The 22,373-nt window shown below is 75.3% G+C and carries 19 protein-coding genes and 1 riboswitch; of the genes, 12 read left to right on the top strand and 7 right to left on the bottom strand.

Going from position 1 to position 22,373, the window contains the following annotated elements; translation table 11 throughout:
• Positions 1-175 precede the first annotated feature (175 nt).
• The 4 genes from ACFC0B_RS26145 to ACFC0B_RS26130 all read left to right on the top strand — a co-directional run bounded on the left by ACFC0B_RS26145 (position 176) and on the right by ACFC0B_RS26130 (position 3,545).
• Positions 176-1,420 carry a sugar kinase gene (locus ACFC0B_RS26145; protein ID WP_376090439.1) on the top strand — a complete coding sequence of 415 codons (1,245 nt, stop codon included), beginning with the start codon at positions 176-178 and terminating at the stop codon, positions 1,418-1,420.
• Positions 1,417-2,169, top strand: a complete 753-nt coding sequence (locus tag ACFC0B_RS26140) for an IclR family transcriptional regulator (protein WP_376090436.1) — start codon at positions 1,417-1,419, stop codon at positions 2,167-2,169. The genes ACFC0B_RS26145 and ACFC0B_RS26140 overlap by 4 nt, the downstream gene beginning before the upstream one ends.
• A 74-nt stretch (positions 2,170-2,243) precedes the next feature.
• Positions 2,244-2,651, top strand: a complete 408-nt coding sequence (locus tag ACFC0B_RS26135; protein ID WP_376090433.1) for a RidA family protein — start codon at positions 2,244-2,246, stop codon at positions 2,649-2,651.
• 147 nt (positions 2,652-2,798) lie between these two features.
• On the top strand, positions 2,799-3,545 hold the full coding sequence (locus tag ACFC0B_RS26130) for a DUF2470 domain-containing protein (RefSeq protein ID WP_376090430.1): 747 nt from the start codon (positions 2,799-2,801) through the stop codon (positions 3,543-3,545).
• 22 nt (positions 3,546-3,567) lie between these two features.
• Here ACFC0B_RS26130 and ACFC0B_RS26125 read toward each other — a convergent pair whose 3' ends face one another.
• Entirely contained in the window at positions 3,568-5,142 is a 1,575-nt protein-coding gene (locus tag ACFC0B_RS26125; protein WP_376090427.1) for an APC family permease, read from the bottom strand.
• Between the two features lie 378 nt (positions 5,143-5,520).
• A complete protein-coding gene (locus ACFC0B_RS26120; RefSeq protein WP_376090424.1) occupies positions 5,521-6,543 on the bottom strand; it encodes a peptidoglycan DD-metalloendopeptidase family protein in 1,023 nt (340 codons plus the stop codon).
• 2 nt (positions 6,544-6,545) lie between these two features.
• A riboswitch (cyclic di-AMP (ydaO/yuaA leader) is annotated at positions 6,546-6,713 on the bottom strand.
• Positions 6,714-6,923: 210 nt separating this feature from the next.
• Between ACFC0B_RS26120 and ACFC0B_RS26115 the strand changes: the two genes are divergently transcribed.
• Complete coding sequence (locus tag ACFC0B_RS26115; protein WP_376090421.1) at positions 6,924-8,570, top strand: MFS transporter; 1,647 nt, start codon at positions 6,924-6,926, stop codon at positions 8,568-8,570.
• A gap of 16 nt (positions 8,571-8,586) precedes the next feature.
• Here ACFC0B_RS26115 and purB read toward each other — a convergent pair whose 3' ends face one another.
• Positions 8,587-10,026 carry an adenylosuccinate lyase gene (purB, locus tag ACFC0B_RS26110; RefSeq protein WP_376090418.1) on the bottom strand — a complete coding sequence of 480 codons (1,440 nt, stop codon included), beginning with the start codon at positions 10,024-10,026 and terminating at the stop codon, positions 8,587-8,589.
• 109 nt (positions 10,027-10,135) lie between these two features.
• Between purB and ACFC0B_RS26105 the strand changes: the two genes are divergently transcribed.
• Complete coding sequence (locus tag ACFC0B_RS26105; protein WP_376090415.1) at positions 10,136-12,355, top strand: HelD family protein; 2,220 nt, start codon at positions 10,136-10,138, stop codon at positions 12,353-12,355.
• On the opposite strand, the gene ACFC0B_RS26100 is transcribed toward ACFC0B_RS26105, so the two are convergent.
• The 3 genes from ACFC0B_RS26100 to ACFC0B_RS26090 all read right to left on the bottom strand — a co-directional run bounded on the left by ACFC0B_RS26100 (position 12,352) and on the right by ACFC0B_RS26090 (position 14,218).
• A complete protein-coding gene (locus ACFC0B_RS26100) occupies positions 12,352-12,798 on the bottom strand; it encodes a MarR family winged helix-turn-helix transcriptional regulator (protein ID WP_376090412.1) in 447 nt (148 codons plus the stop codon). The genes ACFC0B_RS26105 and ACFC0B_RS26100 overlap by 4 nt on opposite strands.
• 92 nt (positions 12,799-12,890) lie before the next feature.
• A complete protein-coding gene (locus ACFC0B_RS26095; RefSeq protein ID WP_376090812.1) occupies positions 12,891-13,283 on the bottom strand; it encodes a DUF3037 domain-containing protein in 393 nt (130 codons plus the stop codon).
• 179 nt (positions 13,284-13,462) lie between these two features.
• Complete coding sequence (locus ACFC0B_RS26090; RefSeq protein WP_376090409.1) at positions 13,463-14,218, bottom strand: HipA family kinase; 756 nt, start codon at positions 14,216-14,218, stop codon at positions 13,463-13,465.
• A 191-nt stretch (positions 14,219-14,409) separates the two neighbouring features.
• Here ACFC0B_RS26090 and ACFC0B_RS26085 point away from each other — a divergent pair, with 191 nt between their 5' ends.
• Positions 14,410-15,768 carry an NAD(P)/FAD-dependent oxidoreductase gene (locus tag ACFC0B_RS26085; RefSeq protein ID WP_376090406.1) on the top strand — a complete coding sequence of 453 codons (1,359 nt, stop codon included), beginning with the start codon at positions 14,410-14,412 and terminating at the stop codon, positions 15,766-15,768.
• A 98-nt stretch (positions 15,769-15,866) separates the two neighbouring features.
• On the opposite strand, the gene ACFC0B_RS26080 is transcribed toward ACFC0B_RS26085, so the two are convergent.
• The gene (locus ACFC0B_RS26080) at positions 15,867-17,231 is read right to left on the bottom strand and encodes an aminotransferase class I/II-fold pyridoxal phosphate-dependent enzyme (RefSeq protein ID WP_376090403.1); all 1,365 of its coding nucleotides are present in this window, start codon (positions 17,229-17,231) and stop codon (positions 15,867-15,869) included.
• A gap of 34 nt (positions 17,232-17,265) precedes the next feature.
• On the opposite strand from ACFC0B_RS26080, the gene ACFC0B_RS26075 reads away from it, so the two are divergent.
• The 5 genes from ACFC0B_RS26075 (at position 17,266) to ACFC0B_RS26055 (ending at position 22,344) form a co-directional block, all read left to right on the top strand.
• Positions 17,266-17,949: a pyridoxamine 5'-phosphate oxidase family protein gene (locus ACFC0B_RS26075; RefSeq protein WP_376090400.1), complete on the top strand. Its 684-nt coding sequence runs from the start codon at positions 17,266-17,268 to the stop codon at positions 17,947-17,949.
• Between the two features lie 12 nt (positions 17,950-17,961).
• Positions 17,962-18,624 (top strand): FMN-binding negative transcriptional regulator, encoded by a 663-nt coding sequence (locus ACFC0B_RS26070; protein WP_376090397.1) that lies wholly within the window; start codon positions 17,962-17,964, stop codon positions 18,622-18,624.
• A gap of 119 nt (positions 18,625-18,743) precedes the next feature.
• Positions 18,744-20,156, top strand: coding sequence for a sugar porter family MFS transporter (locus ACFC0B_RS26065; protein ID WP_376090394.1), 1,413 nt, complete (start codon positions 18,744-18,746; stop codon positions 20,154-20,156).
• 113 nt (positions 20,157-20,269) lie between these two features.
• The gene (locus ACFC0B_RS26060) at positions 20,270-20,971 is read left to right on the top strand and encodes a dienelactone hydrolase family protein (protein ID WP_376090391.1); all 702 of its coding nucleotides are present in this window, start codon (positions 20,270-20,272) and stop codon (positions 20,969-20,971) included.
• A gap of 83 nt (positions 20,972-21,054) precedes the next feature.
• Positions 21,055-22,344 (top strand): MFS transporter, encoded by a 1,290-nt coding sequence (locus ACFC0B_RS26055; RefSeq protein WP_376090388.1) that lies wholly within the window; start codon positions 21,055-21,057, stop codon positions 22,342-22,344.
• The last annotated feature ends 29 nt before the right edge of the window (positions 22,345-22,373 follow it).

Raw genomic sequence — 22,373 nt, 5'->3', positions numbered from 1 at the left:
TTCCTCCATCTGCCATGTTGCAACATGCGCAATGAGGGTTGCACATGCTGGCAACACGGTTCTAGCATCGGCGCCGGACGAAGGTCAACGACAGCCGCCCGCCGCACGCGGGTCAGGCAGGCTCGCCACAGCACCCCCACCCGGCCGGGCCGCACCACTCCGAGGAGCCCAGCAGATGCCACGCCAGGACGCCGCCGTGAGCCCGGGCACCCCACTGCCCGGCCGTCCGGCGGCCGCCCCGCCCGCCCCCGGCCCGGCATCCGCCGTCGACGCCCCGGAAGCCGGCCCCGCGGCCCGCCCGGCCCCGCTGGCTGTCTGCGTGGGCGAGTCGATGGCCGCCCTCCTCCCGGACCGGCCCGGACCGCTGGAGTCCGTGGAGAACTTCAGCCTCTCGGTCGGCGGCGCCGAGTCCAACGTGGCCGGCGCCCTGACCGCCCTGGGGGTGCCCAGCGCCTGGATCAGCCGGGTCGGCGACGACGGCTTCGGCCGCCGCCTGCTCGGCGAACTGGCCGCCCGAGGGGTGGACGTCTCCGCGGTCGCGGTCGACCCGCACCGCCCGACCGGCGTCTACCTCAAGGAGGTCGGCGGCCACACCGGCGGGCGCCACGACCTCGGCCCCGGCCGCAGCCGGCTGCACTACCACCGGCGCGGCTCGGCCGCCGCCGCGCTCTCGCCCGCGCTGCTGACCGACCCGGCCGCCGCCCGGCTGCTGGCCGGAGCCAGGCTGCTGCACCTGTCCGGCATCACCGCCGCCCTCTCCGACGACTGCCTCGCGCTGACCCGCGCCCTGCTCGCCGACCGCCGCCCCGGCCGGCTGGTCAGCTTCGACCTCAACTGGCGCCCCGCGCTCTGGCGCGAGCGCGACCCCTCGGTGCTGCCGCCGCTGCTGGACGCCGCCGATCTGCTGCTGCTCGGCGCCGACGAGGCCGAGGCGGCCTTCGGCACCGGCGACCCGCACGCGCTGCGCGAGCGCTTCCCCTCCCCCGCCACCCTGGTGGTCAAGGACGCCGCCCGGGTGGTCACCGCGGTCGGGCGCGACGGCACCGCGGTCTCCGAACCGGCGCTGGCCGTCGAGGTGGTCGAGGCGACCGGTGCGGGGGACGCGTTCGCGGCCGGCTACCTGGCCGGCACCGTCCGCGGCCTCGACCAGCGGCGCCGTCTGCGGCTGGGCCACCTGAGCGCCGCCTGCGCGCTGACCGCGCACGGCGACCAGGCCGAGCTGCCGCCCGCCGAGGTGGTCGCCGCCCTGCTCGACGCCGCACCGGAGGACTGGGCGGCCACCCGGGTCTCGGCGGATGGCATCGTGTCTCCTGTCCTGTCCGCACCGGGCGCCCCCGCGCACACCACGGAGACCGCCGCCCCCGGGGGCGGTGCCGCCGACCCTCGACCGGCCGCCGCCCCGGCCCTTGGAGCACCATGAGCCAGACCGTCACCCGCGCCCTGCGCATCCTCGCCGAACTCGGCGAGGGCGAGCGTTCCCTGGACCAGCTGGCCGAGGTGCTCGGTGTGCACAAGACGACCGTGCTGCGCCTGCTCCAGTCCCTCGAAGAGGAACGATTCGTCTACCGGGACGCGGGCTACCGCTACCACCTGGGCGCCGGCCTGTTCGCGCTCTCCGGCCTGGCCCTCGAACAGCGCGGGGTGCGCCGGATCGCCGCCCCGCACCTCGCCGAGCTGAACGCCGCCACCGGCCAGACCGTGCACCTGGCCGCGTACGAGGGCGGCGAGGTGGTCTACATCGACAAGTACGACTCCCGCCACCCGGTGCGGATGTACTCGCGGATCGGCCTGCGCGCCGCCCTGCACAGCGCCGCCGTCTCCAAGGTGCTGCTGGCCGACCTGCCCGCGCCGGAGCGCCGCCGGGTGGTCGCCGGGATCGACTTCGTCCCGCACACCCCCCGCACCCTGGCCACGCCCGAGGCGCTGCTCGCGGAGCTGGAGAAGGTCGCCGTCCAGGGCTGGGCGCAGGACCACGCCGAGCACGAGGCCTTCATCAACTGCGTGGCCGCGCCGATCCGGGACGCCAGCGGCCGGGTGGTCGCCGCCGCCTCGATCTCCGTCCCGGACGTGGTGCTCCCGTACGAGCAGGTGCTGGAGCTGCTGCCGCAGCTGCTCGCCACCACCCGGGCGATCTCCGCCGACTGCGGCCAGACCCCGCACCACCCCTGACCCCCGAACCACCCCTGGTCCCCCGGACCGTTCCCACCCCGACCGCACCCCACCGAGGAAGCGAACACACCCGCATGAGCGACAAGACCGAGATCCGCACCGACGGCGCCCCCGCCCCGGCCTGGATGTTCTCCCAGGGCGTCCGCAAGGGCCCGATCCTCCAGGTCTCCGGCCAGGGCCCGCAGGACCCGGCCACCGGCGAGTACCTGTACCACGGCAACGTGAAGGCGCAGACCCGCCGCACGCTGGAGAACGTCAAGGCGATCGTCGAGGCGGGCGGCGCCACCATCGAGGACGTGGTGATGTTCCGGGTGTACCTCACCAAGCGCGCCGACTTCCCGCTGATGAACGAGGTCTACGCCGAGTTCATCGACGAGAACATCGCGCCGGGCGGCGTGAAGCCGTGCCGCACCACGATCTTCGTCGAGCTGCCGCAGGAGCCGATGCTGGTGGAGATCGACGCCCAGGCCGTCGTCGCCTGATCCCGCCGCGCAGCCGAAGGGCCCGGACCTCGCGTCCGGGCCCTTCGCGCATCCGCCCGCCCCGGCGCCTTGCCCTCCCTCCCCCCGGATCGTTAGGTTAGGCTCACCTAACCAACAGGCAGGCAGCCAGCCGGAGGTCCCGAACCCATGAGCCCGCACCCCCTCGACGCCGAGATTCCCGAGATCCCCGAGACCGCCGAGATCCCGGAGCCGAGCGCCGCCGAGCGGATCGCCGGCCTGCTCACCGCCGCCGCCTCGGTGGTCCTCCGGGCCTGCGGCGAGCAGCACGAGCTCACCACCCCCGTCTCTGTGCACGGCTCCCGGCTGCGGCTGCGCGCCCCGCTCGACGCCCCGCTGACCGTCGCCGCCGCCCGCGAGCAGGACGGCCTCGCCGTCGTGCTCGACCTCACCGACATCGCCCCGGTGGCCGTCCGCGACCGGGTCCGCGGCCGCCTCACCCTGGCCGGCCGGCTCCACCTCGCCCACCTCGCCGACGACGGCCTCAGCGTCCACCTCCGCCTGGACGTCGCCCACGCGGTGCTCTCCACCCCGTACGGCACCACCGCGATCACCGGCGCCGACCTCGCGGCCGCCGCCCCCGACCCGCTGGCCCGCTACGAGGCCGGCCTGCTCACCCACCTGGCCGACGGCCACCCCGACGCACTCGCCGTGCTCACCCGCCTGATCGACCCGGACCTGCTCGCCGCCCACCCCGCCGTCCGCCCGCTCGCCCTGGACCGGTACGGCCTGGTGCTCCGTCTGGACCACCCGCACGGCCACCGCGACGTCCGCCTGGTCTTCCCCGAACCGGCCCGCGACGCCGACGAGTTCGGCCACCGGGTGCACCAGCTGGTGGCCGCCGCCGAGCAGGTGCTGCCCGCCCGCCACCGCTGAGGCACCGGCGGCCGACACGCCGTCAGGCCTGCACCGGGGCGGCGTCGTCGGAGCGCTCCACCGCGTCCTCCAGGACGATCCGCCCCATCCGGGCGTACCGCTCCGGCCGGCGGGCGCGCATCCACAGGGCCAGCCCGGTCCCGCCCAGGAAGGTGCCGATCACCAGGTACGGGATCAGCCGGAAGAGCAGCTTGCCGGCGGCCGCCCCGGCGGCGGCGCCCCTGTTGACCACCAGCAGGGCCACCACCCCCGCCATCGCCACGCCGCCGACCAGCGGCGCGACCAGCGTCCGGAACCAGTGCCGGGTCTCCGGGTGCCGCCCCTGCACGTGGAACCACCCGACCACCGCGAACGAGCAGAGCGTCTGCACGATCAGGATCGCCATCGTCCCCAGCAGCGCCAGCAGCGTGTAGAGGTGCGCGTACGGGTCCATCCCGGCTGCCAGGAACCCGGCCACCAGCGCCGCCGCGACCACCGACTGGACCAGCGAGGCGACGTGCGGCGAGCCGTGCCGCGGATGGGTGCGTCCGAGCGCGGGGTGGAGGAAGCCCTCGCGCCCGATCGCGTACAGGTACCGGGCCGCGCACTGGTGGAAGGCCATCGCGCAGGCGAAGGAACCGCTCACCACCAGCCACTGGAACACCGTGACCGCCCAGCCGCCGAGGTGTGCGCCGAGCGGGTCGAAGAAGAGGCTGTTGCCGTCCTTGCCCGGGACCAGGCCCTCGGCGACGTCGACCGCGCGCCGCACGCCGTTGCCGGAGACGATCATCCAGGAGACGAAGACGTAGAACACCCCGACCCCGACCACCGCGATCAGCGTCGCCCTCGGCACGACCCGCTTCGGGTCCCGGGACTCCTCGCCGTACATCGCCGTGGACTCGAAGCCGACCCAGGAGCAGAACGCGAAGAACATCCCCAGCCCGGCACCGCCCGTCCCCGTCCCGGCCACGCCGCGGAAGGCGTTCAGCGGATCGAGCGACTCCCCGGCGATCCCGTCCGGCCCGCCACCGGTGAACAGCACCGCCAGCGCGACCGCGCCCAGCACGGCGACCTCCAGCACCAGCGCCACCCCGAGCACCCGCGCGGTCAGGTGCAGGTCGAACCAGGCCGTCACCGCGATCACCAGCAGCCCGAGCGCCGCGTACCAGCCCCAGGGCAGTTCCACCCCCGACCGCGCCGCGACCAGCCCGCGCAGCGCGTACGCAAAGAAGCCGATCACCGCCGCCTCGAAGACGATGTAGGCGAGCAGGGCCAGCAGCCCCGAGGCCATCCCGAGCACCCGGCCCAGCCCGTGCGAGATGTAGCCGTAGAAGGCCCCGGCCGCGGTGAGGTGACGGGCCATCGCCACGTAGCCGACCGAGAAGACGGTGAGCACCAGGGTCGCGAAGACGTACGCGGCGGGCGCGCCGGCACCGTTGCCCTGGCCGATGACGATCGGGAGGTTGCCGGTCATCGCGGTGATCGGCGCCGCCGTGGCGACCGCCATGAACACCACGCCCGGCAGCCCGACCGAGCCCGCCTTCAGCCGGTCCACCCCCACCCCCGCCCCCGGCCGCCGCCCCGCGTCCTCGACCGCGTCCCCGCGCTGGATGGCCATCCGGCCCCCTTCACCCGCCGTGACTGTGCCGCCCGCCGGTCCGGTCGGGCGGTGACTGCCCGACAGCATCGGGGGCGCGGCGAAGGGGCCGCAACGAGGGGTGATCCGGCATCACCACCGCCGGGTTGACGCCGTGTTCGACCAGGACCCGCCCCGTTCGAGGAGGCTCGGCGAACGGGTGAACGGGTGAACGACGGCAGCCGGCCCGGCTCGCGAGGGAGGTCTCGCGAGCCGGGCCGGCCGGACGGGCGTGTCCCGCGCCCGTCGATCCACTGGAGGTACGGCGATCACCCGGTCGAGCGGTCACCCGACATGACCATTCCGGGGGAGTCGTTTCGCCCCGCACCCAGCGGTGGTGGAGAGGATCCGACCGGAGGGTCAGATCGCGACGCCGTGCGCCCGCAGGTAGGCGATCGGGTCGATGTCCGAGCCGTACTCCGAGCCGGTGCGGACCTCGAAGTGCAGGTGCGGGCCGGTCACGTTGCCGGTGGCACCGGAGAGGCCGATCTGCTGGCCGGCGGTGACGGCCTGGCCGACCTTGACGCCGATCGAGGACAGGTGCGCGTACTGGGCGTACTTGCCGTCGGCGAGCTTGATCTCGACCTCGTTGCCGTAGGCGCCGCCGTTGCCGGCCTTCACCACGGTGCCGTTCGCGATGGCGCGCAGCGGGGTGCCGGTGGCCGCGACGAAGTCGGCGCCGGTGTGGTGGCCGGAGGACCACATCGAGCCGGCCACGCCGTAGGCGGTGCCGAGCTTCGGGTTGGCCAGCGGGGCGACGTAGCCGGAGGTGGCGGCGACGACCGGGGTCGCGGTCACCGGGGCGACGACGGGCTGGACGGCGGGCTTGACGGCCGGGGCGGCCGGCTTGGTCGCCGGAGCGGCGGGCTTGGCGGCCGGAGCAGCCGGCTTCGCGGCCGGGGCGGCCGACTTGGTGGCGGGCGCGGCGGGCTTCGCGGCGGGCGCGGCCGGCTTGGCGGCCGGAGCGGCCGGGGCGGCCTTGGTGCCGAGCGCGAGCTGCTGGCCCGGGAAGATCAGGTTCGGGTTGGCGCCGACGACCGAGCGATTGTGCTCGTACAGCGCCTGCCAGCCGCCCTCGACGTTCTTCGCGGTGGCGATCTTCGACAGGGTGTCCCCGCCGACGACCTTGTAGCTCTCCTCGGCCGGGGCGGCCGGAGCGGCGGCCGGCGCGGACTGCGCGGCCGGGGCGGCCGGAGCGGCGGCCGGCGCGGACTGCGCGGCCGGGGCGGCGGCCGGAGCGGCGGCCTTCGCGGCGGGGACCTCGTGGGCCTGGGCGGTGACGGTGGTCACCAGCGGGAGGGCGAAGGCGGCACCGGTGACAGCGGTGGCGATGCCGATGCGGGCGGCGCGGGGCAGGGCGATACGACGAGCCTGTGCGGGCATGGAAATGTCCTCTCCGACGCCTGCGAGGTGAGCTGTCGGGTTCGGGCTGGAGTTGCCCGGCCGCGCACAATGGCGGCTTCACCCCAAGCCGGACCGCGGGAAATTCCGGGTCCGGCGACTTACCTGTGGGTCCCCCGCTCCTGCCGTACAGAGTTCGTTGCGTACCACCGGGCAGCGGCAGGACTAGGCGTTCCACCCGGTGGCCACCCGGGCTGACGCCGGGCGGTCGCTGAACTAAAACCCATCCGTTCGGGTGAAGCAATGTCGATCTCCGCGCCCCGGGACCAAAGTCCGCAATGCCGTGACGCTCCGCAGGAAAGCCATGCACAGTACGTGCACAATCCATTGACGGTGCGCACGTGATCCGCAACCCTGCGCCGATGTCGGAATCAGTACGCACACGATCACTCACGGAACGGGCATCCTCCGACACACCCCCGGTGACCCTTGTCACGTGGGCCCCACCGGGCTCACCATGGGCCGTGGCCACCTCCGAGGCCGGCACCCTGCGGTTGGGCACCGCGCAGGGTCGCTGGGTACTTCTGGCGACGGTGCTCGGCTCCAGCATGGCGATGCTCGACGGAACCGTCGTGAACGTCGCGCTGCCCCGGATCGGCGCCGACCTCGGCGCCCAACTCGACGCCCTGCAATGGACGCTCAACGCGTATCTGCTCACCCTGGCGGGCCTGATCCTGCTCGGCGGCGCGCTCGGCGACCGGTACGGCCGGCGCCGGGTCTTCCTGCTCGGCGTGGTCTGGTTCGCCGCCGCCTCCGCGGCCTGCGCCGCCGCGCCCACCATCGAGGTGCTGATCCTCGCGCGCGCCGTGCAGGGCGTCGGCGGCGCGCTGCTCACCCCCGGCTCGCTGGCGATGCTCCAGGCGGTCTTCCACCCGGACGACCGCTCGGCGGCCGTCGGCCTCTGGTCGGGGTTCGGCGGCGTGTCGGCGGCGGTCGGCCCGCTGCTCGGCGGCTGGCTGGTGGACGGGCCCGGCTGGCGCTGGATCTTCCTGCTGAACCTGCCGCTGGCGGCGCTGGTGGTGGCGGTGTCGGCCCGGCACGTGCCGGAGAGCCGGGACGAGTCCGCGACCGGCCGCTTCGACGTGCTGGGCGCGGTGCTGGCCGCCCTGGCGCTGGGCGCCGTCACCTACGCGCTGACCGCCGCCGGGAAGGGCGTGTCCGCCGCGGTCTGGGTCACCGGGGTCGCGGGCCTGCTGCTCGGCGCCGCCTTCATCGCGGTCGAGCGCCGCACCCCGGAGCCGATGCTGCCGCTCGGCCTCTTCTCCTCCCGGCTGTTCACCGCCGTGAACCTGGTCACCCTCGCCGTCTACGCGGCCTTCAGCGGCGTCTTCTTCCTCCTGGTCGTGCAACTGCAGATCGTCTCCGGCTTCTCCCCGCTGGTCTCCGGGCTGGCCCTGGTGCCGATCACCGTGATCATGCTGGTGCTGTCCGCCCGGGCCGGCCGGCTGGGCAAGCGGATCGGCCCCCGGCTGCCGCTCACCGTCGGGCCGGTGCTCTGCGCGGTGGGCGTGCTGCTGATGCTGCGGATCGGGCCCGGCGCCTCGTACTGGACGGACGTGCTGCCCGCGGTGGCGGTGATGGGCTTCGGCATGGTGCTGCTGGTGGCACCGCTGACCGCCACCGTGCTGGCGGCGGTGGACGTGCGGCACGCGGGCATCGCCAGCGGGGTCAACAACGCCGCGGCCCGGGCGGCCGGCCTGCTGGCGGTCGCCGCGCTGCCCTCGCTGGCCGGCCTGAGCGGGGACGCCTACCGGGTGCCGGACGCGGTCGACTCCGCCTTCCGCACCGCGATGCTGATCTGCGCCGGGCTGCTCGTGGCCGGCGGGGTGACCGCGCTGGTCGCCGTCCACGGCAATGTGCTGGCCCCGGAGGACGAGCACCCGGTGGCCGAGCCGGACTGCCGCTACACCTGCCCCACCAACGGCCCGCCGCTCGACCCCGGCCACCCCGCCGCCGTCCCGGCGGAGCACGGCGAGGGCCCCGCCGCCTCCTCGGCGACGGGGCCCTGAGAAGCCCGGCGGTCCGTCAGAGGATGTCGCCCGGCGCGTACTTGGCGGCCTCCGGGTACGCGGCCGCGACGGCCTCGACCTGGCGGACGACCTCGGCGACCTGCGCGCCGGCGGCACCGGTGAAGGACAGCCTGTCGGCCAGCAGCGCGTCCAGCGCGGCCCGGTCCAGCGGGATCCGGTCGTCGCCGGCCAGCCGGTCCAGCAGCTCGTTCTCCCGGGCGCCGGCCCGCATCGCGAGCGCGGAGGCGACGGCGTGCTCCTTGATGACCTCGTGCCCGGTCTCCCGGCCGACGCCCGCGCGCACCGCGCCCATCAGCACCTTGGTGGTGGCCAGGAACGGCAGGTAGCGGTCCAGCTCGGCCTCGATCACGGCCGGGAAGGCGCCGAACTCGTCGAGGACGGTCAGGAAGGTCTCCAGCAGGCCGTCGAAGGCGAAGAAGGCGTCCGGCAGCGCGACCCGGCGGACCACGGAGCAGGAGACGTCGCCCTCGTTCCACTGGTCGCCGGCCAGCTCGCCGGTCATCGACGCGTAGCCGCGCAGGATCACGGCCAGGCCGTTCACGCGCTCGCAGGAGCGGGTGTTCATCTTGTGCGGCATCGCCGAGGAGCCGACCTGGCCCTCCTTGAAGCCCTCGGTCACCAGCTCGTGGCCGGCCATCAGGCGGATGGTCTTGGCCAGGCTGGACGGCGCGGCCGCCAGCTGGACGAGGGCGGTCAGCACCTCGAAGTCCAGCGAGCGCGGGTAGACCTGGCCGACGCTGGTGAGCACGTTCTCGAAGCCGAGGTGCGCGGCGACCCGGCGCTCCAGGTCGGCGAGCTTGTCGGTGTCGCCACCGAGCAGGTCGAGCATGTCCTGGGCGGTGCCGACCGGGCCCTTGATCCCGCGCAGCGGGTAGCGGGCGATCAGCTCCTCCAGGCGGCGGAAGGCGACCAGCAGCTCGTCGGTGATCGACGCGAAGCGCTTGCCCAGGGTGGTGGCCTGCGCGGCCACGTTGTGCGAGCGGCCGGCCATGACCAGCTCGGCGTGCTCGGCGGAGAGCCGGCCCAGGCGGACCAGCACCGCGACGGTGCGGTCGCGCACGTGCTCCAGCGACTGCCGGATCTGCAGCTGCTCGACGTTCTCGGTCAGATCCCGGGAGGTCATGCCCTTGTGGATCTGCTCGTGGCCGGCGAGCTCGCTGAACTCCTCGATCCGGGCCTTGACGTCGTGCCGGGTGACCCGCTCACGGGCGGCGATGGAACCGAGGTCGACCTGGTCGACGACCCGCTCGTAGTCGGCGACGGCGGTGGCGGGCACCTCGACGCCGAGGTCCTGCTGGGCCTTCAGGACGGCGAGCCAGAGATGGCGCTCGAGGACCACCTTGTGCTCGGGGGACCAGAGCTGGGCCAGGGTCGCCGAGGCGTACCGGGAGGCCAGGACATTGGGGATCTGGGGCTTCGCGCTCACGCTTCGCAAGCCTAACAGCCGAGGTCAGCCGGAACGGCCCGGGCTCGGGTAGGCTGGGGCACTTGAGCCATCGAGAATGAGTGCCCTAAAAACTCCTCACCGCAAGGATACCACACCCGTGAACGGATCTCCAGCGGTTCCCCCTCCACCGGCCGACCCGGACGCCCTCCTCGCCGAGGCGCTGCGCGCCGAACAGGCCCGGCTGACCGGCCTCTACGCCCATCTGGACGCCGCCCGCGAGCGCGCCCGCCGGACCCTCGCGGCGGCCGGCCGCGAGGCCGGCCCCGGCGGCACCCACCAGGCCCGGCTGGAGCGCGAACTGCGCGCCGCCGAGGCCGCCCGCCGCGCCGCCCGGCTGGACGCCGTCGAGCGCGGCCTCTGCTTCGGCCGCCTCGACCACCGCGACGGCACCGTCCGCCACATCGGCCGGATCGGCCTGCGCGACGAGCTGGACGAGACCTACGAGCCGGTGCTGGTCGACTGGCGCGCCCCCGCCGCCCGCCCCTTCTACACCGCCACCCCGGCCGACCCGGGCGGGCTGGTCCGCCGCCGCCACCTGCACACCCGCGGCCGCACCCTCGTCGGGCTGGACGACGAGGCGCTCGACCTGGCCGGACTGGACGAGGGCGGCCGGCGCGGCCTGGTCGGCGAGGCGGCGCTGCTCGCCGCCCTCGACCGCGAGCGCACCGGCCGGATGGCCACCGTCGTCGCGACCATCCAGGCCGAGCAGGACCGGGTGATCCGCGCCCCGCTGCCCGGCGCCCTGGTCGTCCAGGGCGGCCCGGGCACCGGCAAGACCGTCACCGCCCTGCACCGCGCCGCCTACCTGCTGTACACCCACCGCGCGGTGCTGGAGCGGCGCGGCGTCCTGGTCCTCGGCCCCAACCCGGCGTTCCTGCGCTACATCGACCAGGTGCTGCCCGCGCTCGGCGAGACCGAGGTGGTGCTGCGCACCGTCGGCGAGCTGTTCCCCGGCGTGCGGGCCACCGCCGAGGACGCACCGGCCGCCGCGGTGGTCAAGGGCGGGCCGTGGATGGCGGACGCGGTCCGGCGCGCCGTCGGGGCCCACCAGTCGCTGCCCGCCGGCGACCTGCTGCTCGGCGAGGGCCTGCGGCTGCCCCACCGGGTCTGCGCCGAGGCCCGGCGGGCCGCGCGCGGACTGTGCCTGCCCCACAACCGGGCCCGCGCGTTCTTCCTGCGCACCCTGCTCGACGCCCTCGCGGTGGCGCAGGCGCTCTCCCTCGGCCGCCCGTACGACGAGGAGGAGGCCCGCCACGCACCGGGCGAACTCTGGGCACAGCCCGGGATCCGCGCCGGACTCGACGCCCTGTGGCCGGTCCTGACGCCCCGTCGGCTGATCGACCGGCTGCTCTCCGACCCCGCCCTGCTGGCCGTCGCGGCCCCCGGCCTCTCCCCCGCCGAACGCGCCGCCGTCCTGCGCCCGGCCGGCACGCCGTGGACCACCGGGGACGTCCCGCTGCTCGACGAGGCGGCGGAACTCCTCGGCGAGGACGGCACCGCGGCCCGGGCCCGCTCGCGCGCCGCCGAGCGGACGCTGGAGGAGGAGCGGGCCTACGCCGAGGGCGTGCTCACCGTCACCGGCCAGCAGGGCGACGCCACCCTGGACGCCGGGCTGCTCGCCGAACGGTTCCGCGACACCGGCCCGGACCGCACCACCGCCGAACGCGCCGCCGGAGACCGCACGTGGGCGTACGGGCACGTGGTGGTCGACGAGGCGCAGGAGCTGTCCGCGATGGCCTGGCGCGCCGTGCTGCGCCGGGTGCCGACCCGCTCGCTGACGATCGTCGGCGACCTCGCCCAGACCGCCTCGCCGGCCGGCGCCCGGTCGTCCTGGGCCGAGGTGCTGGACCGCGAGCTGCCGGACCGCTGGCGCGAGGAGCGGCTCACCGTCAACTACCGCACCCCGGCCGCGATCATGGCGCCGGCGGCGGCGGTGCTGCGGGCCCACGCGCCCGGCCAGGAGCCGCCCGAGGCCGTCCGGGAGACCCCCGACCGCCCGCGCGTCCTGCCCGTCCCGGACGGCGACTACGCCGCGGCCCTGGCCGCCCTGCCCACCGGCCCCGGCACCCTCGGGGTGATCGCCCCGGACGCCGACGCCGCCGCCCTGGGCGCGCTGACCGTCCGGTCCGCCAAGGGCCTGGAGTTCGACGCGGTCGTCCTGGTCGACCCGGCCGCCCTGCTCGCCCAGGGCGCGCCGGACCTCTACGTCGCCCTCACCCGCGCGACCCGGCGCCTCACCCTGCTCCACCACACCCCGCTGCCGCCGGTCCTCGCGGCGGCCCTGACGGCGCGGTCGGCGCAGCCGGCCGACGGCTAGGCGGTACGCCCGCTGAGCACCGGGAGGACCTGGACGCAGATCGAGTGCAGCGCCGCGCGCTGCTCGTCGCTCAGGCGCTCGAAGGCCTGGTGGGTGCGGCCCATCTCGCCGCGGATCAGCGCCAGGATCTCCCGGCCCTGCTCGCTGATGACCACGATCTTGACCCGCCGGTCGCCCGCCGAGGCCTCCCGGCGGGCCAGGCCCAGCGCCTCCAGCCGGTCGACGATCCCGGTCACGTTGGAGGCGTCGCAGCCGAGCCGCCCGGCCAGTGCGCGCATCGGCACGGGCTCCTGGACGGCGCCGAGCGCCTTGGCCTGCGAGGAGGAGAGGCCGTGCCGGGCCGCGGCGGCCGCGAAGTCCTGGAAGTACGCACCGCCGACGGCGGCCAGCGCCTCCATCAGCTGGGCGTTGGTCGGTACCGAAGTGGTCGTCGTCGAACCCATGAGGTCAGCCTACGACCGACTGCTTCAGTAACTCAAGATTTGAGCACGGCAAAGGTCCGGCGGCCGAACCGCCGGGCCCGGAGGCCGTCCACTCAGAGCACCAACTGGTCGAACAGCCGCCGCAGCTCCGTGTCCGGATCCGCGGTCAGCCCGGTGTGCACCGGCCCCGGCTGCAGCACCGCGCTGCGCGGCGCGGTGAGCCAGCGGAACCGCTGCCCCGGGCTGTCCGCCGCGGCCGGACCGGCCGACGGACCGCCCGCGCAGACCGCCTCGATCCCCTGCAGCGCCCGCCGCACCGCGGCCACGTCGGCGACCGGGTCCAGCGCCAGCAGCCGCGCCTGGTCCAGGTGCGTCCGCGCGGCCAGGTGGGGGCCCTGCCGGCAGTACAGCAGCACGCCCACGTTGACGCACTCACCGCGCTCCACCCGGGGCACCGCCCGGATCACCGCGTACTCGTAGTCGTGCAGCTCGGCCCGGCCGGACAGCGGCGACCGCGCGGCCCCGGGGGCCCGTTGCTCCGCCGAGCCCCGGTCGGACGGCCCCGAACCGGCGGACCAGGAGTCGCCGGACCAGGAACCGCTCGACCAGGAGCCGCCGAACTCCGCGTCGGACAGCCGGGACTCGGACAGCCCGTGGTCGGACGGGCCGGAGAGACGGGAGTCGGTCATGCGGACACCTCCGGCAGCCAGTCGCGCGGACCGGCCAGTCGCTCGGTCAGCCGGGCCCGGTACGCCTCGCGCACCGCGCCGGGCGAGTCGAACCCGGGCTCGTCCGCCAGCCAGACGTCCGGGATCTGCGCCACCGCCTCCTCGATCGCGGCCTCCGCCAGCGGGGCGAGCGCCTTGTCGGCCGCGAGCAGGTCCGGCTCCGCGCCCAGCAGCGCGTGGTCGGAGCCGTCGTACGGACGGCGGGTCCAGTCGGCGGCGCCCGCCCAGTGGTGGTGGAAGATCAGGCTCGCGCCGTGGTCGATCAGCCGCAGGCCGCCGGTGGCGACCAGCAGGTTGGGGTTGCGCCAGGAGCGGTCGACGTTGCCGATCAGCGCGTCGAACCAGAGCACCTGCCCGGCCAGCCCGGCGTCCACCTCGAAGCAGAGCGGGTCGAAGTTGAGCGCGCCGCTGACGAAGGCCATGCCCAGGTTGAGCCCGCCGCTGGCGCGCATCTGGTCCTGGATCCGCGGGTCCGGCTCGCTGCGGGCCAGCACCGGGTCCAGGTCCACGGTCACCAGCTCCGGCACGGGCAGGCCGAGCCGCCGGCCGAGCTCGCCGGCCAGCACCTCCGCGACCAGCGCCTTGCGGCCCTGGGCCGCGCCGACCCACTTCAGCGCGTAGAGCCGCCGGTCGTCGGCCTCGACCAGGCCCGGCATCGAGCCGCCTTCTCGCAGTGGCGTCACATAACGGACCGCCGTCACCTCGGGGAGCACGCCGGACAGCCTATCGGGCATATGCACGCGGCGGGTGTCGCTCGGCACGCTCGCCCGCCCGGGTCGCCCCGGTGGCAGCCCCGGCTGCTCCGTGCGAGTGTGGCGGACAGTAATCGGGGCACCCGACGGCCACGACCCGCAGCGCGACGGCTGCGCCGTGAGGTACCAACCTGCACTGTGAGGGACGCACGATGGAACGAGCCCGGATCCTGATCGTGGGCGGCGGCTTCGCCGGACTGGAGTGCGCGCGCCGTCTGGAGCGCAAGCTCTCCCCCGCGGAGGCGGAGATCTCCCTGGTCACCCCGTTCAGCTACCAGCTCTACCTGCCGCTGCTGCCGCACGTGGCGGCCGGGGTGCTCACACCCCAGTCGGTGGCCGTCTCGCTGCGCCGCTCGCTGCGGCGCACCCACATCGTCCCCGGCGGCGCGATCGGCGTGGACCCGGTCTCCAAGGTCTGCGTGGTGCGCAAGATCACCGACGAGGTGGTCGCGCAGAAGTACGACTACCTGGTGCTGGCCCCCGGCAGCGTCACCCGCACCTTCGACATCCCCGGCCTGACCGACTACGCGCGCGGCATGAAGACGCTCGCCGAGGCGGCCTACGTCCGCGACCACGTGATCGCCCAGCTGGACCTCGCCTCGGCCAGCCAGGACCAGAAGGAGCGGGAGTCCCGGCTGCAGTTCGTGGTGGTCGGCGGCGGCTACGCGGGCACCGAGACCGCCGCCTGCCTCCAGCGGCTCACCACCGCGGCCGCGCACCGCTATCCGCGGCTGGACGCCCGGCAGATCAAGTGGCACCTCATCGACATCGCGCCCAAGCTGATGCCCGAACTGGGCGACGCCCTCGGCACCGCCGCCCTGGAGGTGCTGCGCGAGCGCGGCATCGAGGTGTCGCTGGGCGTGTCGGTGGCCGAGGTCGGCGCCGAGTCGGTCAAGTTCACCGACGGCCGGGTGCTGCCCTGCCGGACGCTGATCTGGACGGCCGGCGTCGCGGCCAGCCCGCTGATCGCCACCCTGGACGCCGAGACGGTGCGCGGGCGGCTCGCGGTGACGGCGGAGATGCGGGTGCCGCAGTTCGAGGGCGTCTTCGCGCTCGGCGACGCCGCCGCCGTGCCGGACCTCTCCAAGGGCGACGGCGCGGTCTGCCCGCCGACCGCCCAGCACTCGGCCCGCCAGGGCAAGGCGGTGGCCAACAACGTGATCGCGGCGCTGCGCAACCAGCCGCTGGAGCCGTACTACCACAAGGACCTCGGCCTGGTCGTGGACCTCGGCGGCAAGGACGCGGTCTCCAAGCCGGTCGGGGTGGAGCTGCGCGGCGTGCCGGCCCAGCTGGTGGCGCGCGGCTACCACCTGATGGCGATGCGCACCAACGCGGCGAAGTTCCGGGTCGGCGCCAACTGGCTGCTCAACGCGACCGCCGGCGACGACTTCGTGCGGACCGGCTTCCTCGCCCGCCAGCCCGCCCGGCTGCGCGACTTCGAGTACACCGACGCCTATCTGACGAAGGACCAGGTCAGGGAGCACGCCCAGGCACTGCTCGCCAAGGGCTGACCGGCCCCGGCGGCCTCCCCTCCCGCGCGCGGGAGGGGAGGCCGCCGTCGGACCGCTCCCGGTCGCCGGTGGCCGCCCGGTACCGTCCGGCGCCGTCGTCAGATCAGCCGCGACGCCGTACCGTCCGCGCCGGGCCCGGCGATCCCGTCCGCCCCGCCCAGCACCGCCGCCAGGTCGCCGGCCAGCCGCCGGGCGTCCGCCGGGTCCAGCCGCGCGACGGTGATCCGCAGCCCGGGCGGCGACTGCAGCCGGTAGCGCGCGCCGGGCGCCGCGACCCAGCCGCGCTGGACCAGCGCGGCGAGCGCGACGGCCTCGTCCGGCACCGGCACCCACACGTTCAGCCCGCTCGCCCCGTGCGCCGCGATCCCCCGCTCGGCCAGCGCGCCGATCAGCGCCTCCCGGCGCGCCCGGTAGGCGGCGGCCACCCGCGCGACCGGCGCCGCGTCGGCGCGCCACAGCTCGGCCACCGTGTGCTGGAGCAGATGGCTGACCCAGCCCGCCCCCAGCCGCTGGCGCCCGAGCACCCGCCCGACGGTGTCCGCGTCCCCGACCGCGACCGACAGCCGCAGGTCCGGCCCGTACGCCTTGGCCGCCGAGCGCACCACGGCCCAGTGCGTCGACCCCGCCCCGGCCAGCGGGTGGTAGGGCTGGTCGACGATGCCCTGGCCGTGGTCGTCCTCGATCAGCAGCACCTCCGGACGGCCGGCCAGTACGGCGCGCAGCTCCGCGGCCCGCACGGCGGTGAGCGCGGCGCCGGTCGGGTTCTGCGCCCGGCTGGTGACGACCACCGCCCGCGCGCCGCCGTCCAGGGCCTCGGCGAGCGACCCGGGCAGCGGGCCCGCGTCGTCGAGCCGGACCGGCACGGTGCGCAGGCCGAGCGCCGGCAGCAGGTCGAGCAGGCTCCCCCAGCCCGGGTCCTCGACGGCGACGGCGTCGCCGGGGCGCAGCCGGGTGACCAGGATCCGCTCGATGGTGTCCAGCGAGCCGGAGGCGACGGCGATCGGCCCGGACGGCAGGCCGTCGGCGGCGAAGGCCGCGCCGGCCAGGGCGAGCAGCCCGGGGTCGGCGGCCGGGTCGCCGTAGCGGACCGGGGCGCGGCGGGCGGCCTCGGCGGCGGCCGCGAGGGCCGCGGTGAGGTCGGGCAGCAGCGCCGGGTCGGGGTTGCCGTCGGCGAGGTCGCGGGCGTGCGGCGGCACCGGCAGCCGGATCTGGTCGCGCGGGGTGTGGGCGGGGCGCGGACGGATCCGGCTGCCCTTGCGGCCGGCGGTCTCGATCACGCCGCGGTCGCGGAGCAGGCGGTAGGCCGCGGCCACCGTGTTGGGGTTGACGCCGAGTTCGGCCGCGAGGTCGCGCAGCGGCGGCAGCGGCGTCCCGGGGGCGAGGTGGCCGGCGCTGACGCCCCGCTCGACCTCGGCCGCGATATCGCTGGCACGCCGTCCGGTGATCCGATAGTCTCCTAGCACAAAAAAGAGTATGCACTAGTACATAGAGGTTGTCATGTCGACCACGCCGGACGGCGACACGTCCTACCCCCGCACCCCGCGCACCACCCCGACGCGCTACAAGGACCGCGCCACGTGGGAGCGCGAGGCGATCCACGCGATCCTGGACGCCACGTACCTCTGCCACCTCGGCTTCGTCGCCGACGGGGCGCCGGTCGTGCTGCCCACCATCCACGCCCGGGTCGGCGACCGCCTCTACGTGCACGGCTCCACCGGCAGCCGGCCGCTGCGCGGGGCCCGGGGCGGGCAGGGCCTGCCGGTCTGCGTCACCGTCACCCTGGTCGACGCCCTGGTGCTGACCAAGTCGGCGTTCAACCACTCGCTCAACTTCCGCTCGGTGGTCGCCCACGGCACCGCGCACCAGGTCACCGACCCGGAGGAGCTGGCGGTCGCGCTGGACGCGCTGGTCGACCAGGTGGTCCCGGGCCGCTCCGCCGAGGTGCGCCCCGCCAACGCCAAGGAGCTCGCCGCCACCGCGGTGATCCGCCTCGACCTCGACGAGGTCTCCGCCAAGACCCGGGCCGACCTCGCCGACGACGACCCCGAGGACCTCGCCCTGCCGTACTGGGCCGGCCTCGTCCCGGTCACCACCGGGTACGGCGCGCCCCTGCCGGACGCCTCGACCGCCGTACCGCTGCCCGCGAACCTCGCCGCGCTCACCGCCGCGCCCGACGCCTGACCGGAGGCCCCGATGCTGATCCGCTCCTGGGACCGGGGCGACGAGGACGAGTGGCGCGCCTGGCTCGCCGAGGGCCGCGACTTCGGACTGCTCGCCGCCAACGGCGGGCCCGGCCGCGGCCCCGTGCTGGTGCCGACCCACTTCCTGCTGGACGCCGACCGCGGCGAGATCCTGCTCCACCTGGCCGCGCCCAACCCGCTGCTCGCGGCCGTCCGGGCGGACCCGGAGGTCACCCTCGCGGTCACCGACGACTACGCCTACGCCCCCGGCCACTGGCGCGGCGCGCCCGGCACCCCGACCAGCTTCTACGCCTCCGTGCAGTTCCACGCCACCGCCGCGACGGTGGAGGACGCGGCGGGCAAGGCCGAGATCCTCAACCGCCAGCTGGCCCACTTCCAGCCCGAGTCCCCGCGGCTCCGGGTCGCCCCCGGCGAGGGGGAGCTCGGCCGGCTGCTGCCCGGCCTGACCGGGCTGCGGCTGACGGTCCGCGAGGTGCGCGCCAAGTTCAAGTACGACGACAAGAAGCCGGTCGACGAGCAGCTCGCACTGGCCGACCGGCTCGCCGAACGCGCCCGCCCCCTGGACGCCGCCGCCCGCGCCCAGCTGCTGCGCCGCAACGGGCGCCGGACGGCGCGCACCGGCTCCCCCGCGCCCGGCACCCGCGCGTCCACCTGACACACCGTCACCCGTTCGGCCCAGCCGCCGCGACGCGGGCCCCCCGGCGCTGATCGAATGTGAGACGAACCCCGCCCGCTCGGCCGCGCGGGCGGGACCGTCGACCCCGGGGAGCGCGCGTGTCGAGTACCCACACCCATCCGGCTTCCGGCGAGGCGCACCTCGGGCACGTCGTGTTCATCTCCGCCGCCGCCGCGATGGGCGGCTTCCTGTTCGGCTACGACAGCGCGGTGATCAACGGCGCGGTGACCGGCATCCAGAAGCACTTCGAGGTGGGCCACGGCACGACCGCGTTCGTGGTGGCCATCGCCCTGCTCGGCTCGGCCGCCGGGGCGGTCGCGGCCGGACGGCTCGCCGACCACCTCGGCCGGGTGCGCACCATGCTGCTCGCCGCGTTCCTCTTCGCGGCCAGCGGCATCGGCTCGATGTTCCCGCCGAACATCGAGACCCTGGCCACCTGGCGGGTGGTCGGCGGCGTGGCGATCGGCATCGCCTCGGTGATCGCCCCGACCTACATCGCCGAGGTCGCCCCGACCGCCTACCGCGGCCGGCTGGCCTCCTTCCAGCAGATGGCGATCGTGCTCGGCATCACCGTCTCCCAGCTCGCCAACTGGGCGCTCAACCAGGCCGCCGGCGGCGAGTCCACCGGCCACCTCGGCGGCATCCAGGCCTGGCAGTGGATGCTCGGCGTGGAGGCGATCCCGGCCCTCGTCTACGGGCTGATGGCGCTGGCGATCCCGGAGTCGCCGCGCTACCTGATCGCCGACCACCGGGAGGAGCAGGCCCGCCGGGTGCTGACCGAGGTCGAGGGCGAGGACGTCGACCTCGACGCTCGGGTGGCCGAGATCCGCGCGGTGCTGGAGTCCGCCCGCAAGCCGCGGCTCAAGGACCTGCTGGGCGGCCGGTTCGGCCTGCTGCCGATCGTCTGGGTCGGCATCGGCGCCTCGGTGTTCCAGCAGTTCGTCGGCATCAACGTGATCTTCTACTACTCCTCCTTCCTCTGGCAGTCGGTCGGCATCAACGAGTCCAACTCGCTGCTGATCAGCCTCTCCACCTCGATCATCAACGTGATCGGCACGGTGGTCGCGATGGCCCTGGTCGACCGGATCGGCCGCAAGCCGCTCGCGCTGGCCGGTTCGATCGGCATGGCCGCCGCGCTGGGCACCGCCGCCTGGGCCTTCTCCTACCGGGAGGGCACCGGCGACACCGCGACCCTGGACAACACCCACGCGGTGGTCGCGCTGATCGCCGCGCACGTCTTCGTGTTCTGCTTCGCCTTCTCCTGGGGCGTGGTGGTCTGGGTGCTGCTCGGCGAGATGTTCCCGAACCGGATCCGCGCGCTCGCGCTGTCCGTCGCCGCCTCCGCCCAGTGGATCGCCAACTGGGCGATCACCGTCAGCTTCCCCGACCTCGCCGACTGGAACCTGTCGGCGACCTACGTCATCTACGCGGTCTTCGCGCTGCTCTCCATCCCCTTCGTGGCCTTCTGCATCAAGGAGACCAAGGGCCGCGCCCTGGAGGAGATGGGCTGACCCGGCGGGCCCGCGCCGCCCCCTCCCCCGGCGGGCCGACGGGCCCCGCCGTTCCACGCCCCCGGCCACCGACCCGCCGCCGCGCCCGGCGGCCCGTCCCCCGAGAGGAAGCCATGCCTGACCAGGGCGGCTCCCGGCAGAACGTGACCTTCCCGAGCAACGGCCGCGAGGCCCACGGCTACCTGGCCCGCCCGCCGCAGGGCGTCGGCCCCGGCCTGGTGGTGGTCCAGGAGTGGTGGGGCCTGACCCCGTACCTGGCCGGCGTGGCCGACCGGTTCGCCGCCGAGGGCTTCACCGTCCTCGCGCCGGACCTCTTCGGCGGCACGACCACCCACGACAGCGCCGAGGCCGCCCGGCTCAGGCGCGAGCTGCCGGTCGAGCGGGCGGTGCGGGACCTGCGCGGCGCGGTCGACCTGCTGCTCGGCCTGGAGGGCGTGGTCGGCGACGCGGTCGGGGTGGTCGGCTTCTGCATGGGCGGCGGCTTCGCCCTGCTGCTGGCCGCCGCCGAGGGCGACCGGGTCGCCGCGGCGGTCCCCTTCTACGGCCTGCCGTCCGACCCGGACTTCGAGTACCGGGGCCTGACCGCCCATGTCCTCGGCCACTACGGCGAGCACGACCGCTCGATCCCGATGGCCGCCGTGGACGAGGCCGCGATCCGGATCGGCGAGGCCACCGACGTCCGCCCGGAGATCCACTTCTACCCGGCCGGGCACGCCTTCATGAACGAGGAGAACCTGCTCGGCACCTACGACCCGCTGCAGGCCGGGATCGCCTGGCGGCGCACCCTCACCTTCCTCTGGGGCCACCTCGGCTGAGCCGGGAGGCCGCCCCGGCCGGGAGCATCGCCGGGACCGCGAATCGGATGGACACGGACCATCCGTCCCGGCATAGTCACGGGGTGCAGAGCCAACCCCCGTCCCCGGCCACCGCCCGCCTCGCCTGGGCGAGCCGCAACTTCCGGATCCAGACCGCCGCCACCGTGGTCAGCGGCCTCGGCAACGCCGGCGCCCCGATCGCCACCGCCTTCGCCGTCCTGGACAACGGCGGCTCCACCGGCGACGTCGGCTACGTCACCGCCGCCCGGCTGCTGCCGACCGTCCTGCTGCTGCTGGTCGGCGGCGCCCTCGCCGACCGGCTGCCGCGCCATCACGTCATGGTCGCGGCCAACGTGTTCAGCGCCGTCTTCCAGGGCGCCCTCGCCGCCCTGGTGCTGACCGGCGATCCGGCCCTCTGGCAGCTGATGCTGCTCTCGGCCGGCGCCGGAGCGGGCTACGCCTTCTACTCCCCCGCCGCCGGCGGCATGATCATGGAGAGCGTCGCCCCCGAGCACGCCGCCCGCGCCTTCTCGGTGTACCGGATGGGCTTCAACGGCTCGCAGATCGGCGGCGCCGCACTCGGCGGCGCGCTGACCGCCGCGGTCGGCGCCGGCTGGGTGCTCGCCCTGGACGCGGTCTGCTTCCTGGCCGCCGCCGCGCTGCGCTTCCTGCTGGAGCCGCAGGCGCCCGCCGACCCGGCCGGGGGCGGCGGCATGCTCCGCGACCTGCGCGAGGGCTGGCAGGAGTTCGCCTCACGCCGCTGGCTCTGGGTCATCGTCCTCCAGTTCTCCGTCCTGGTCGCCTGCGTCGGCGCGGTCGAGGCGGTGTACGGGCCGGCCGTCGCGAAGGAGCGGCTCGGCGGCGCCCAGGCGTGGGGCCTCGCGATGGCCGCCTACGGCCTCGGCTTGGTCGCCACCGGCGTGCTGATGGCCCGCTGGCAGCCGCGCCGGATCCTGCTGGCCGGCAACTGGGGCGTCTTCCTGTTCGGCCTGCCCGCGGTCGCCCTCGCGGCCTCCGCCCCGCTGCCGGTGCTCTGGGCGTCGATGTTCCTCTCCGGCGTCGGCGTCACCGTCTTCGGCGTCAACTGGATGATCGCGCTGCAGCAGGAGATACCCCCCGAGGCGTTCTCCCGGGTCACCGCCTACGACGAGCTGGGCTCGCTCTCACTCGCCCCGCTCGGCACCGCGCTGGCCGGCCCGGTCGCCGACCGGCTCGGCCTGTCCGGCGCGCTCTGGTCCTGCGCGGTGATCTCCCTGGTGCTCAGCGCCGCCGTGCTGCTGGAGCCGGAGGTCCGCCGGCTCTCCCGGCGCCGCGCCGTCCCGGACCCGGTGGAGCCCGCCGACCGGCGGCCCTCCCCCGCCGGCACCGGCTGAAACCGCCGGGCGCACCGCGTGCGCCCCCG

The organism is Kitasatospora sp. NPDC056184, from assembly GCF_042268405.1.
GTDB lineage: Bacteria > Actinomycetota > Actinomycetes > Streptomycetales > Streptomycetaceae > Kitasatospora.
The sequence above is the reverse complement of the archived record's forward strand: the minus strand, read 5'-3'. Positions and strand labels throughout refer to the sequence as shown.